13 protein-coding genes are annotated in these 13,968 nt (G+C 39.2%); 8 read left to right on the top strand and 5 right to left on the bottom strand.

Translation table 11 applies throughout. From position 1 onward, the window contains the following. Positions 1 to 146: 146 nt before the first annotated feature. Complete coding sequence (locus tag BMX30_RS00520; RefSeq protein WP_090740126.1) at positions 147 to 962, bottom strand: S1C family serine protease; 816 nt, start codon at positions 960 to 962, stop codon at positions 147 to 149. 7 nt (positions 963 to 969) lie between these two features. Beyond that, entirely contained in the window at positions 970 to 1,269 is a 300-nt protein-coding gene (locus BMX30_RS00525; RefSeq protein WP_090740129.1) for a hypothetical protein, read from the bottom strand. Positions 1,270 to 1,409: 140 nt separating this feature from the next. On the opposite strand from BMX30_RS00525, the gene BMX30_RS00530 reads away from it, so the two are divergent. Further along, complete coding sequence (locus BMX30_RS00530; RefSeq protein ID WP_090740131.1) at positions 1,410 to 1,700, top strand: DUF1292 domain-containing protein; 291 nt, start codon at positions 1,410 to 1,412, stop codon at positions 1,698 to 1,700. A 19-nt stretch (positions 1,701 to 1,719) separates the two neighbouring features. Here BMX30_RS00530 and BMX30_RS00535 read toward each other — a convergent pair whose 3' ends face one another. Both BMX30_RS00535 and BMX30_RS00540 read right to left on the bottom strand, forming a co-directional pair. Continuing rightward, positions 1,720 to 2,559: a hypothetical protein gene (locus BMX30_RS00535; protein WP_090740134.1), complete on the bottom strand. Its 840-nt coding sequence runs from the start codon at positions 2,557 to 2,559 to the stop codon at positions 1,720 to 1,722. A 32-nt stretch (positions 2,560 to 2,591) separates the two neighbouring features. Then, positions 2,592 to 3,083, bottom strand: coding sequence for a MarR family winged helix-turn-helix transcriptional regulator (locus BMX30_RS00540; RefSeq protein ID WP_090740137.1), 492 nt, complete (start codon positions 3,081 to 3,083; stop codon positions 2,592 to 2,594). A 234-nt stretch (positions 3,084 to 3,317) separates the two neighbouring features. On the opposite strand from BMX30_RS00540, the gene ilvA reads away from it, so the two are divergent. The 3 genes from ilvA (at position 3,318) to BMX30_RS00555 (ending at position 7,016) form a co-directional block, all read left to right on the top strand. Then, the gene (gene ilvA / locus BMX30_RS00545) at positions 3,318 to 4,526 is read left to right on the top strand and encodes a threonine ammonia-lyase (protein ID WP_090740139.1); all 1,209 of its coding nucleotides are present in this window, start codon (positions 3,318 to 3,320) and stop codon (positions 4,524 to 4,526) included. A 721-nt stretch (positions 4,527 to 5,247) separates the two neighbouring features. Then, positions 5,248 to 6,096, top strand: a complete 849-nt coding sequence (locus tag BMX30_RS00550) for an aldo/keto reductase (RefSeq protein ID WP_090740142.1) — start codon at positions 5,248 to 5,250, stop codon at positions 6,094 to 6,096. A 14-nt stretch (positions 6,097 to 6,110) separates the two neighbouring features. Further along, the gene (locus BMX30_RS00555) at positions 6,111 to 7,016 is read left to right on the top strand and encodes a macrolide 2'-phosphotransferase (RefSeq protein WP_090740145.1); all 906 of its coding nucleotides are present in this window, start codon (positions 6,111 to 6,113) and stop codon (positions 7,014 to 7,016) included. 134 nt (positions 7,017 to 7,150) lie between these two features. Here BMX30_RS00555 and BMX30_RS00560 read toward each other — a convergent pair whose 3' ends face one another. Next, positions 7,151 to 7,483 (bottom strand): DUF3889 domain-containing protein, encoded by a 333-nt coding sequence (locus BMX30_RS00560; protein WP_090740147.1) that lies wholly within the window; start codon positions 7,481 to 7,483, stop codon positions 7,151 to 7,153. Between the two features lie 500 nt (positions 7,484 to 7,983). Here BMX30_RS00560 and BMX30_RS00570 point away from each other — a divergent pair, with 500 nt between their 5' ends. The 4 genes from BMX30_RS00570 (at position 7,984) to BMX30_RS00585 (ending at position 13,617) form a co-directional block, all read left to right on the top strand. After that, positions 7,984 to 9,912, top strand: a complete 1,929-nt coding sequence (locus tag BMX30_RS00570) for an endonuclease MutS2 (protein ID WP_090740153.1) — start codon at positions 7,984 to 7,986, stop codon at positions 9,910 to 9,912. 164 nt (positions 9,913 to 10,076) lie between these two features. Further along, the gene (locus BMX30_RS00575) at positions 10,077 to 10,526 is read left to right on the top strand and encodes a GNAT family N-acetyltransferase (protein ID WP_090740155.1); all 450 of its coding nucleotides are present in this window, start codon (positions 10,077 to 10,079) and stop codon (positions 10,524 to 10,526) included. 248 nt (positions 10,527 to 10,774) lie between these two features. Further along, complete coding sequence (locus BMX30_RS00580; RefSeq protein WP_090740158.1) at positions 10,775 to 12,004, top strand: MFS transporter; 1,230 nt, start codon at positions 10,775 to 10,777, stop codon at positions 12,002 to 12,004. 56 nt (positions 12,005 to 12,060) lie between these two features. Continuing rightward, positions 12,061 to 13,617, top strand: a complete 1,557-nt coding sequence (locus BMX30_RS00585) for an acyl-CoA carboxylase subunit beta (RefSeq protein WP_090740161.1) — start codon at positions 12,061 to 12,063, stop codon at positions 13,615 to 13,617. Positions 13,618 to 13,968 lie beyond the last annotated feature (351 nt).

Here is a 13,968-nt window from a genome sequence, read left to right on the forward strand (position 1 = left end):
TTTGCACCTACATCATTGAGCTTTTCATTGGTCAAGGATAGTATAATTGGTCAAACTAATCATACAAAGAAAAAACAACAGGCCTATGCTCATTTAGTGAGTACAGGCCTGTCCCAAATTCTGGATGGTGCCTGGCACCTTCCGTTTTATTCCATTCCAGTTTGTAAGATTTCTTCGAGGTAAATGGCGGGGATAGCGACGCCAACTCTTTTGTTGCTTTCAGGTGAAGAAATGGTGGCAAAAATGATTCCGATTACTTCACCGCTCTGGTTAATTACAGGACTACCGCTATTGCCCTTGTAAACCGGTGCATCAATCATCATGACGGGTACCTTCCAGTCCTGTAATAGGATAGGACCTGCGACGGTACCCTCATTAGCAATTTGGGTAAAAGCGAGCGGATTGCCAATAAATATAATGTTTTCACCTTCCGAAGCTTCCCAATCTTTTTCAAGATTAAGGGGGAGAACAGGTAGGTTATTGCCATCTATGTCTACAAGAGCAAGATCTAGCTCTTTACTTTTAGCAATCACCTCACCTGTATACGATGATCCGCCCTGAAAATGAACCTTCACCCTTCCGGTACCTTCGACAACGTGTTCATTGGTCACGATTAATCCCGCTTGGTGAATATTAAACCCAGTTCCCTTTGTACGATCCCATTCAATTGTTACAACAGACTTTTTATGTTCTTGTACTACATGATTTTGTGACAGTTCATTTGATGCCTTTAAAAATTGGATTGCAGGAATATTAAAAAGGTTAAACCAGATTTGTAGTCCACTAATTAACAACGAAAACACAAGCAGGACACTTATGAGTTTCAAGATAAAGGATTTCCGCTTTTTTCTCCGCTTTTTTTCTTTCTCCCATTCTTCATCCTGTTCATTTAAATAAAAGGCTTCCCATCCTTCATTCGTTTCCGGTTGTTCTTCAGTTGTTTTATTAAATTCATTATTCATGGTCTGATTACTTTTTCCTATTATTGATTTCCTCAGTCACAACAAATGCAAGGTCATCATTTCCGAAGAGGGAAAGTACCCCAAGCAACGTATCATCAGGCACTTCACCGGCTTCTTCTTTAGGGACCGTTAATTCAATGGCTTCACGTAATGCTTGGTTTTCTGATTGATTGGGATAGGCACGTAAATACATTTCTTCTGGTTCAAGATTATGATTGACGCACCACTGGGCAAAGACGAGAATCATCATTTTTTCTTCCCCTTGATAGTTTTCGATGATTTTATCCTCTAATTCTTTTTGCAACATATCGATTCTCCTTTTTAGCATTTGTCACTAATTATACTGCTAAAATCAATAGAATGAAAAAAGAATAAGCTGTGTTTAATATTAATACTAGGGGAAGATAATGAGTATGAGTTTAAATTTAAACGAGAGGGGTCTTTAATATGGCAAAAATAGAAATTGGTGAAGTGTTTACCATCAGCGATGAAAACGAAGAAGAGCAGGAAGTTGAAGTGCTGGCTACGATGACATTAGAAAACACTGAATATGTGGCGGTGAGTTTTGCGGAAGACTTAAAACAGCCAGGTGATGAAGATATTGATGTGTTCTTTTTAAAAGTGGATGAAGATGGAGATTTCTCAGCAATCGAAAGCGACGATGAGTTTGAAAAAGTGTCTTCCGCGTTTGATGAGATGATGGATGAAGAAGAAGTGGATACAGAAGGAGAGCGCTAAAAAGCGCTCTCTTTTTAATCTAAAGGTCTTTCTTATACACTAAGTTATGATAATACCTTGAAGCAATAATCATAAGTAAATGATAAGGAAGATTAGGGAGTCCTTTTTTATTACCGATCAATTTTAGCCAATTTAATTTTATTAAAATAAAGTCTACTACCAAACGAAAGCACAAAATACCGATCTGTGAGCGAACTTTATCCACTTTCATAGCCTTGGCTGTGAAAAAAGACAAGACAATTGAGTACAAAGGTCCGATGATAAAATGTTCTCGCCAAGAATGAAAAGAACCAAATCCAAATCTGATTTTCCTCCTAACAGCCCTCACAAATAAGAGATTGACACAAGTAATTAAGATTAAATGAAATTTGGAAGCAAATAAGACGGCTGGATGGCCTTGTTTTAAATATTGATACCATTTATCACTAATCAAAAAATAAATCGGAATCAATAACGTGGTGTAGGAAGTTTTCCACCAATGGTGTGTATAAACCCCCATTTTAACAAACAACTTTTCAATTATGGAAAAATATAGACTGGCACCTAACTTGAATTTCCAATCTAAGTGAAATGAAGTAATAAATAATGCTGTAAAAGGGACGAAGATGGCTTGTGAAAATATAGCTCCAGTGATCTCATCTAACTGTTTATTTCTAAAAATACTTGGTCTATACGAGTATGCCTTAAAAAGGTTAACAACAAAATAGTCAAAGAGATAGGCTAACCCAATATTTGACGATAATAATAAAAACAGCCTTTTGCGGTCTTTATTTTTATAAAAACTAAAGACTAGTAACGAAGTATGGATGAAGAGCAAAATCAAATAAGGATATTTATTGTACTTCTTTGGTCTTCTCATAAATGACTCCCTTCGACAATAATCAATCAAGCTTAAGCGTAATCCAAACCTTCCAATTTCGCTTCTAGCACCTTAAGCTTAAAATCTTCGCCCTTATGGATTTCAAGAATCTTTTTTCCTATATTAATAAATTGGTTAATTTCCTCATTAGATAAATGGGATAGATTTAGTGGGAAGTTGTCGACCTTTTTAACCGATTCAACAATCCTCATTAAAATAGCCATTCCTTCATTTGTAATCGTCACTTTTTTATATCTTGCCCGTGATTGGTCTGTAGTTATAAGGATATATCCTTTGCTCTCAAGTGGGCGGACCAACCGTGTTACTGTTGAAAGATGCCAACACCCTAGGTCACTTATTCGTGTTGGGCTAAGCGATTTGTTATTTGTTGACAGTAAAAATAATATATGTTGTTGAGCGGGAGTAAGGTCAAATGTTTTTCCTATTTTTGCCCACCCCTCTTCCAAACAGAAATACAGTGCCCGAACCATTAGTAGCGTATTTTGTTTAACAGATAAATCCATATCAAACCTCCAGGTTGCTTTTACAATTGTAGATACAAGTATATCTTTTGAAAGTAGCGAAAATATATGCACTAACAAAAGTGGAGATACGAATAGGCACTTCAACGTAAGATGAAACCTATCAAGATCTCATCCTAAATATAAATACTTGAATAGCCATTTCTTGATATGTAGAAAATAAAGGGAATGCTTTAATACTGATAAAGTACCGATAGTACGACAAGGAGGGAATACATGGTTTCCTTTGATGACATAGTTAACGCTCATAAAAAGATGTTTGGTATCGTACATAAAACACCGCTAGACTTTTCGAAAACCTTTAGTGAATTTGCACATAATGAGGTGTATTTGAAGCTTGAGAATCTACAAAAGACGGGCTCCTTTAAAGTGCGCGGAAGTTACAATAAACTGATTTCTTTAAGAGAAGATGAGTTACAAAAAGGAGTGGTGGCTGCTTCGGCAGGGAATCATGCACAAGGTGTTGCTTATTCTAGCAGTATGCTAGGTATTCCTTGTACGATCGTCATGCCAAAAGGAGCTCCGTTAAGTAAGGTCGAAGCAACCAAGGGATACGGTGCACATGTTGAACTTCAAGGTAATGTGTTTGATGAAGCGTTAGCTTACGCTTTGGAATTGAACAACCAAACAGGGGCTGCATTTGTTCATGCGTTTGATGATGAAGCAGTAATTGCAGGACAAGGAACCATCGGATTAGAAATTATGGACCAACTTCCCGATGTGGATGCTATCGTTTGTCCGGTAGGCGGCGGGGGGTTAATTGCTGGTTTGGCTGCAGCTGTTAAAGAAAAGAATCCGGCGATTCAAATATATGGTGTGGAAGCAAAAGCCTGTCCAAGTATGGCCCAGTCCCTGAAAGAAAAGAAGGCAATTACGTTCGATGCTGGTCCGACGATGGCAGATGGTATCGCGGTTAAAACACCGGGGGAGCGCCCATTTCAGCTAGCTCAAAAGTATGTAGATGGTATGGTTTCTGTCGATGAAACTGAAATTGCTCAGACAATGCTTATGCTTCTTGAACGGAACAAATTGCTTGTTGAAGGGTCTGGAGCTGTATCCCTAGCCGCCATGTTATTCCAAAAGCTGCCGATTAAAAATAAAAAAGTTGTTTCTGTCATCAGCGGAGGAAATGTAGATGTAAGTTTCGTTTCGCGAATTATCGAGAGAGGAATGGTGGAAGCGGGCCGATTTGTCCGATATAGTACGATCCTTCATGATAAACCAGGAAACCTAGAGAGAATTCTGCAGGTTGTGACCGAACGACAAGGAAATATCTTAGACATCTCATTAAATCATATGGGTGATAAAATTTATCCGGGCTATGCGCAATTGATTGTATCTGTCGAAACAAGAGACCGACAACATATCGAAGAAATTTTTGAAGCATTTAAGCAAAAAGGTTTCACAACAGAAATCGTTATATAGGAAAAAAATGGGTGGTGCCTGGCACCATCCATTTTTCTGTAAATATAATACGAAACAAGGAGCTTTACCACTTTGAATCAGGTGGAACCCAATTCAACTAGGTGAACACCATGTATGTTGAAAAGGATTGGATAAAAATGGATGTTAAGGTTTAGACGTTTTAGACGCCGTAGATTTCCTTTGCCTTATTTAACAGCGATTGCTTTATTACCTTATGTACTACCATCGCCTTATCCTTATTATCCTTATTATTAATATAAAGCTAGACCGTTTTCTTAATGATAATTCAGTTGAGACAAGAGATGAAGGGAAATGTCCCCTTAATGCGGGGGGGGGGGGCCACTGAAATACGAAATATAGGTAGACCTAAGTGGAGCAGGTACAGCGGAAAAGGTCTACATCAAGCGAATGAAGACGAAGTCTGGAGGAAAACAGAGCGAGAGAGGTCGATGAAACCAAACCGTTAATGTAATTGTTTGCTTGATTTCGTCTCTAGTCTGGTCACATTGAACCCCGTCAATGTGACCTTTTTCTGTTATCTCAATCCCATACTCACTGCATTTTCATGACTATGGGCATTGACGACTGTGAATCAATCTTTAATAACTAGGAGTGGAAAACTTGATAAGTGTGGTCTGCTATTTTACTATCAGAGAGGGAAAGGGATAAATTCAAATTAGATATTTATTTTGGCTTGCACTTAACTGTTAGGAGAAAAAAGATGCGATATAATCAATTGGGTAATTCTGGGTTGAAGGTCAGCGAAATTAGTTTAGGAAGTTACTTAACCTTTGGCGAACGAGTTACCGAAAAAGAGTCTGTTAAAACCATACATAAAGCGTACGAGTTAGGGGTTAACTCATTTGATACGGCAAACGTTTATCAAAATGGCCATGCTGAAAGAATACTCGCTTCTGCCTTAAAGCCATTTGCTAGAGATGAATATGTGATAGCTACAAAGGCTTATTGGCCAACTGGAAAGGGGCCTAACACCCGAGGATTATCAAGGAAGCATCTCCTTGAACAGGTCAATACTAGTTTAAGAAGAATGAAACTCGACTATATTGATCTTTTTTATTGTCACAGCTACGACCATGAAACCCCAGTTGAAGAAACTCTTAAAACGCTCGATGACTTAATTAAGCAGGGGAAAATATTATATGCAGGGATCAGCAACTGGAACTCAGAACAAATCACACATGCTATAAAGATAGCAGATACGTATTTGTTAAACCGAATCATCGTTCACCAATGCGAATATAGTCTGCTTAAAAGAGATATAGAATCTAGCATCATTCCTGCTTCTAAAGAAGTAGGTGTATCACAAATTGTCTTTAGTCCACTTGCGCAGGGCATATTAACAGGGAAGTATAATGAGCAAACACCTAAAAATAGCAGGGCCACAAATCCAAACGTAAATAAATTTTTTAAGAAGCTATATACAAATCATTCCGTTCAAAAGGCACGGAAATTGGAAGAGCTAGCTTGGAAGCTGATTAACACGAATAGAGTGATTGCTAATTTAGTCATCTTTTCTATGCATAATAAAGACGGACGAAATAACGGTTAAGGGGAAGTGAAAAAATGAGGCTCTCAAATGAACAAGTGATAAAGTTAGCAGAAGAGCACGGACTTGTGTTGAACAAGAGCTCCTTAGAACGGAATGAGTCGGGGTTAGATTATCTCGTAGTAATGTGCACTGACATGAACGGAGAGAATTGGGTTTTGCGAATTCCTAGGAGAGAAGACGTAATAGACACATCTGCAAAAGAGAAAAAGAACCTGGACTTTGTAGGGGGCACCAAATTTCCGATTCAAATACCTAAATGGGAAATCTATACGGATGAGTTGATTGCGTATAAATTGTTAAACGGAGTCCCGGCTGGAACCATTGATCCGGATGATAATGAGTATATATGGGAAATTAATGATCAAAATGTACCCGATGCCTTTCATACGACACTAGGAGAAGCAATGGTTGCTTTACATCGTCTCTCACCTACTGAAGCAAACCAAGCCGGAATCGCATTCTTTCTTCCAGAGGATCTAAAGAACTCAATGAAAACGAGAATGGATAAGGTGAAAATAGAGTTCGGCGTGAATGAGGACCTTTGGAACCGATGGCAAAGTTGGTTAGAGAATGATCAGTTATGGCCCCAGGAAACAGCGTTTATTCATGGTGATTTGCATCCAGGGCATATATTAATCGGTGAAAATGCGCAAGTTTCTGGTTTCATTGATTGGACAGAAGCTCGATTTGATGACCCGGCACATGATTTTGTTGCCCATCTTGTAGCATTTGGAGAAGATGCCTTAAAGGAGTTAATTGAATCCTACAAAAAAGCTGGAGGCTATGTTTGGCCGTTGATGTTTGAACATATTCACGAGCTGGCAGCTGCTTATCCAATGGTTATTGCTGAATATGCAATAAAATCAGGGTCAGAAGAGTTTGAAGCAATGGCGAAGTATATGCTTGGTGTTGCAGAATGATCAACCTAAATTAATTAAGGCAGTTCTTTTGAGTTAACTAGAACCACTTGCGGAAACATAGACATACATAAATGGCGGGGTGTGCGGATCTTTTTAGGGAAAAAGAGACAACTAAACGGATGTCTCTTCTTCTCTTAAACCCTATTGTATTGCTGTCTTGTTGTTTCTCCAGAGGTAATATCAATGATTTCTTCTGTTTGTTTGTCAAATGTGATAGTAATTAATAATCCAAATTCTCTTGTATCCTCTTTTAACCATAATTTAAATTTTTCAGTGGAGGTGCTCGTTCCGGTATCCCTTCCAATATGGTGATAGTCAATAATATCAGCATTTGGGTATCTTTCCTTTGTTTCTTTCATGGCCACTTGCCCCCATTTTGCATAGGGTGGTATTTGTGCCTGAACACCGATCGTCCAATAAAAAATCCCTATAAGTAAAAGGAATGGAACGGTTCTAAGTAATTTCATGGAATCACCTTTTTTCTTATAGGTTTTGCTATTTTATTTAAGTTAGTCTGGTTTTAATTACCTATTAATGAACGTAAAAGAAATGTAACATCTCTCTTCAGCCTTTTTTGGCTTATGGGAATGTTTGGGGATTTTAGAACTTTACGAAAACTGTTAGCCATGTTATATTAAATTTTGTAAAGAACATTTATTTATATAAGGGAGTATGTTGTATGTTAGGTGTCGTTCTTAACTAATCCAACAAATTGGATAAAGTCATCCATAGGCTTGTTTATTTTTTGTATAAACGAAGTCTTATTTGATTGTGGAATGAAGTTAAGAACAATGGACAAAACATGCATACTATCTTCAACGATTGTAGCTGTGTACCCATGTGTAAACAGCTTTTTATTTTGGTTGAAATTAGTATAGTGACAAACAGGCGCAATCTGTTTGTTGGCTTTAATGGCCGCGTTGACATTGTTCAACGCGGCTATTTTTATTTTAAGGAGGAACCGAAATTGAACGATCATACGTTTAAGGTACTGGAATTTGGTCTGATAAAAGAAACAATCGCTAGCTTTGCTTTAACAACAACGGGCAAGGAAAACGTCCTTGCGCTTGAGCCCTCTACAAATATAAAACAAATTGAAGCCTGGCTAGATGAGCTTTCAGAAGCTGTTGAAATTATGAATAAATCGACAAGTGTTCCTGTTCATGGATTAGAGGGAATGGACCTGCTATTGCGAAGTTTAAACAAAGGGGTACCTCTTCGTCCGGATCAGCTTTCAAATTTAGGGGGTTTTTTAGATAACTGTGGCAAGATGCGCCGGTTTATGAAGGATAAAGAATGGATTGCACCAAGAGTATCGAGTTATATCTTTTCGATTGAAGAACTACCAGCACTAGAGGAGGAAATCATTCGTTGTATCCGCAATGGTGGAGTAGATGATTATGCCAGTAAGGAGCTATTAAAGGTAAGGAAGCAAATATCAATTCAGGAAGACCGTCTCAAGGAAAAAGTGTTCCAGATGGTTCGTTCCAGTAAATTAACCTCTTTTCTACAAGAAAATGTTGTTAGCCAGCGTGATGGACGGTATGTAATACCGGTTAAGAAAGAATATCGAAACAAAATCAAGGGGGCGGTTCTCGACACTTCAGCTTCTGGGGCAACGCTGTTTATTGAACCAGAGGAAATCGCCCTCCATCAAGAACAGCTTACTTATGTAAAAGCAGAGGAAGAAGCAGAGGTTCAAAAGATTTTATTGTATTTAACAGGTCTTGTCGAACAAAATGAGCAGCAAATTCGTTTGGCAGTTGAAACCATGGTGCATTATGATGTGTTATTTGCCAAAGCGAAATACAGCAGGACGATTAACGGAAAGAAACCAAAAGTGAACCAATCCCATTACATCCAATTGGTGGATGCGCGCCATCCTCTTCTCGGTTCGCAGGCTGTTCCACTAACGTTTGAGCTAGGAAAGCCTGAAAATGCTCTTGTGATTACTGGGCCGAACACAGGTGGAAAAACGGTAACGATTAAAACGGTGGGGCTTCTAACACTAATGGCTCAAACAGGGTTACATTTACCTGTTGCAGAAGGTAGCTCAATTAGTGTGTTCCAAAACATTCTAGTCGATATTGGAGACGGGCAAAGCATCATGGAAAATCTCAGTACCTTTAGCTCGCGCATAGTCAATATCATCGAAATTTTAAAAGAAACCAATGACCGAAGCTTGGTTCTCCTAGATGAGCTAGGTTCGGGAACAGATCCGGGAGAGGGAATGGGCCTGGCAACCGCCATTCTAGAGCAACTGTACGCCAAGGGAGCTACTCTGTTAGCGACCACTCATTATAGTGAGATCAAAGAATTTGCCGACCAGCATGAAGGGTTTATCAACGGGTCAATGGAGTTTGATTTAGAGAGCTTAACACCGACCTATAGATTGAATATTGGAAAAGGAGGAGAAAGTCAGGCTTTTGCGATTGCGTTAAAACTTGGCATCCATCCCAAAATCATTGAACGTGCACATGAGATTACGTATAAGGAAGGAAAATCTTACTCTGAAGATGAGGGGGACTCTGCAGTTATAAGGGAGCGTAAAAAACAGATCATCGTGAACAGGCATCAGCAAAGAGCTAGGAAAACGATAGGTGTTAAAAGCAAGGTTCCCACTTTTAAGCAAGGAGATAATGTAGCCATCTCCCCGGCAAACGTGTTTGGGATTGTCTACAAAGGCCCTGATGAACAAGGAAACTACATTGTTCAGGTAAAAGGAGAAAAGGCGACCTATAATCATAAGCGGCTAAAGTTGCACATTGCGGCAAATGAGTTATATCCAGATGATTATGATTTTGATATCATCTTTGAATCGGCTGAAAACCGGAAGAACAAAAACATACTTTCACGTAAGCATGTAGATGGATTGAGCATTTTACATGAGGAGTGAGATAAGGTTAGAGAGTTGAGCTTGGAGACAGGCTCTTCTTTTTGTTTTTAAATAGAGGATTTTTTGGATAAGTAAGCGAATTTATGTTTGTCTTAAAAAAGAAATTCAGGTTAGCTTCAACCCTCAGTAGAGGGGGGATTTAATATTAAATTGGAGGTTCATTCGTGCTTCATTTAGAAAAAGTAAATCAAGCAAATTGGCTAGATGTGATTCGGCTATCTAGTGGCAGTGACCAGAAAAATAGAATTTTCGAAGATTTCATTGCATCAAATTGCCTGTCACTCGCTCAAGCCAGTCTTTCAGAAAACTGGACAACAAAAGCGATATATGATGATAAAACTTTAATAGGTTTTACAATGTATGGATATTCTGAGGAACTTCAAGCTTATGAACTTTGTAGATTAATGATTGATTACCATTTCCAAGGAAAAGGTTATGGAAAGAAGGCTTTAAGACAGATTGTTGAGAAAATGCAAAGCCAATACGGATGCTCAGATATTATCATTTGTTTTATGCCGGATAATACTAGAGCTAAAAATCTCTATGAAAGTTTTGGTTTTAAGGATACAGGAAAGACAATTGAAGATGAACTAATTTATTCTCTTAATGTGTGAAGGTTTCTGCCATGTAGGAAAAAATAGAGGAACACTGCAAAATCAGGTTGTCCTATTAGTAGGCGAAGTTACAAACCAAACCATCCTTCACAGTTACTTGCAGTTGATACCCAGGTATAAACACAAGCCACTAGCTTGAAAAGGGCTTCGATATTGGTTAAAACATCCTGAAAATAAAAGGGAGAACCGTAAAAAAAGGTAATACCTTGGAAGGTGCCAGGCACCATCCATAATTTGGAGAGGACCATATGAAAAAAAATCTATCCGTTTTTCGAGAAGAAAAGAATTATGCTAGGTTTTTAAGCTCTGTATTTATTAGTGGGGTTGGTGATTGGTTTCATAGTGTTGCAGTATTCAGTTTGTTATTACAGCTAGAAAGTACTGGAATGGCACTAGGAATTACTATGGCACTACGAGTGTTGCCACATTTACTATTTGGACCATTTGGTGGTTTATTGGCGGATCGGTTTTCAAGAAAGAAGATATTGGTAAGCTGTGATGTGATTCAAGCACTAGCTGCACTCTCATTACTGCTTGTCTCAACAGCAGATGATATTTGGCTGATTTATGTTTCGACTTTTGTGTTAATGTCAGCAACCGCCGTGCAAATGCCTACTCGCGCAGCTTCTATCCCATCGTTAGTAAAAAAAGAGAACCTTTTGAAAGCGAATTCAATGAATTCAGCTTCAGTCGGTTTAGTGATGGTAATTGGGTCCATGTTAGGAGGTTTCGTTACTGCAGCCTTAGAGATTGATATAGCTTTTGTGGTTAATGCGATAACCTTATTGGTATCGGCGTTCATCATGCTCTCCATAAAGTTTCCTCATTCTAAGAGCCTTGAGTTAAAAGAAAAACTTTCTTTAAAACGTTTTAATGTGCTATTACCCATTATCAAGGATTCTCGGATTCTTCAATTAGTTATGATCTACTATGTTTTATGGGCAATTGGTGGCGGCATTATGAACTTAATACCAAGTGTATTTGCATTTGATGTGTACAACCTAGACAATCTTGGGGTCGGAATTTTATATGCATGCTTCGGTTTGGGACAAATTCTTGGCGGGTTCGTATCCAGCTATATCGAGAAATGGCCTAGTCGAGCAATCGCGATTGGTTTTCTTATAGAAGGAATTGCTTATCAATTCTTTAGTATTTCGCCAAACATTATTCTAGGTGGTCTTATGTTGGTTCTTGCCTTAGCAGGGGTAACGGTTGGAAACACGTTTGTAAATACGATTGTCATGCAATATGTTCCGGAAAAATATTTAGGTCGCTTTTTTTCATTGATTTTTACATCTGTAAACGTCATTCTTGGCACTACGATGATTATCTCTGGAGCATTACTAGCGAAATTATTACCACAGCAACTAGCGATGCTTTCTGGAGTACTGATTACGATACCAGCTATCATTATTGGCTACAATCTTTGGAGAATAAAAATACCCCAATCTCAAAATAATGATACGTTAAAAGCATAGATTTATAGATAGAATAATAACTTTGTTTTAATTAGTAATTAGGGAGGGACCGGGTAATGAGTTGGGAATCAGAAATAAAAGAATTGAGACAACGCGAAGAGTTAGCACGTAGAATGGGCGGAGAAGAAAGGGTCAGTAAGCATAAATCATTTGGAAAACTAACCGTGCGTGAAAGAATTGACTGTTTACTAGACGATGGCACTTTTCATGAGTCCGGTGCAATTGCCGGAAAAGCAAAATATGACGATGATGGTCAGTTAATTGATTTTACACCTGCTAATTTTATTTTAGGGACCGGTAGAGTGAATGGGCGTAAAGTAGTCGTTGGCGGGGATGACTTTACTGTCCGTGGTGGGGCGGCAGATGGAGCAATCTATGGAAAGCAGGTGTATGCGGAAAGATTGGCCCATGACCTTCAGATTCCGATCATACGCTTAGTTGATGGTACGGGTGGGGGTGGTAGTGTCAAAACGCTTGATTCTAGCGGTTATACGTATATTCCCGTTAATCCTGCATGGGATTTAGTTGTTTCTAATATGGAACGTGTTCCGGTAGTGGCTGCATGTATGGGTTCCGTTGCTGGCTTGGGGGCAGCTAGAGTAGCAGCATCCCACTTTTCTGTTATGATTGAGGACACATCCCAATTGTTTGTTGCTGGCCCACCGGTGGTTAAATACGGAATGGGACAGGACCTTACAAAGGAAGAGCTTGGGGGCATTCAGGTTCATCGGTCTAGTGGCGCGGTTGATAATATTGCTGGTTCTGAGGAAGATGCATTTGAACAAATCAGGACCTTTTTGTCTTATCTTCCGTCAAACATATGGAAGCTACCTCCTGTCGTCCAGGGTGATGATACTCCCACTAGAAGGGAAGAAAAGTTGCTTTCGATTATTCCGAAAAATCGTCGAGCCCCATATAAAATTCGAGAATTGCTACCGTTATTATTTGATCAAGGATCTGTTTTTGAAATGGGTCGGTACTTTGGGGGCGGCACGGTTACCTGCTTTGCTCGTCTCGATGGTTACCCAGTTGGTGTTCTAGCTCCGGACCCTTATGTTAATGGTGGCGGGTTAACTGCTGAAAGTTCTGAGAAACTAGAGAGGTTTGTGGACCTTTGTCAAACCTTCCATCTGCCTATTGTAAACCTTGTCGACCAGCCTGGAATGGTGATTGGGCTGCCATCTGAAAAGAAAGGAACGATTCGTAAGGGGGTTCGCGCAATTTCTGCGGTTTATCAAGCGAACGTACCTATGGTTGAAATCATCATGCGACGAGTTTTTGGTGTCGGTGGTGCAGGTATTTCAAATAGGCATGGACTAAATCAAAGATACGCATGGCCATCTGGAGATTGGGGTTCTCTTCCCGTTGAGGGAGGAGTCCAGGTAGCCTATCGTCGCGAGCTTGAAGCGAGTGAAAATCCCGAGGCGCTCTTAAATGAACTACTCGAAAGGATGGAAGCTGTTCGTTCTCCATTCCGTACAGCAGAAGCGTTTGGGGTGGAGGAAATGATCGACCCTAGGGATACGCGTCCGCTTTTATGTGAATGGGTAAAGGACGCATACGAACTCCTTCCTCAACAATTAGGCCCATCTCAGCATGGGATGAGACCTTGATTCTATTGTATCCTTGATAGGCTAAAAAGCTAGGGATTAGAACTGAGTAGGGATTTTTTTACCCATTCGGGGGAATCTAATGAAACAATCAAAGCCGTACCTGGTAAAACAGGAGGCTTTTTTTATTTTAATGTAAAATACTAAGTGGGCAATGATTCTTTATATTATGGTAAACATTGCCTTTTAACTTGTTAGGAGGATATGAGGGGCAAAGCCGAAACTTCTTTTCAAAAATAAATCCTACGATGACATAATTTCGACTTTTTTATTGCAGAATAAACATTGAACTGATAGAGTGAAAATGGTCTGTCTGGGCATTAGCTTAGGTAATATGAAGATTTATACATAAGA

The organism is Mesobacillus persicus, from assembly GCF_900109925.1.
GTDB classification, from domain to species: Bacteria; Bacillota; Bacilli; order Bacillales; family Cytobacillaceae; genus Mesobacillus_B; species Mesobacillus_B persicus.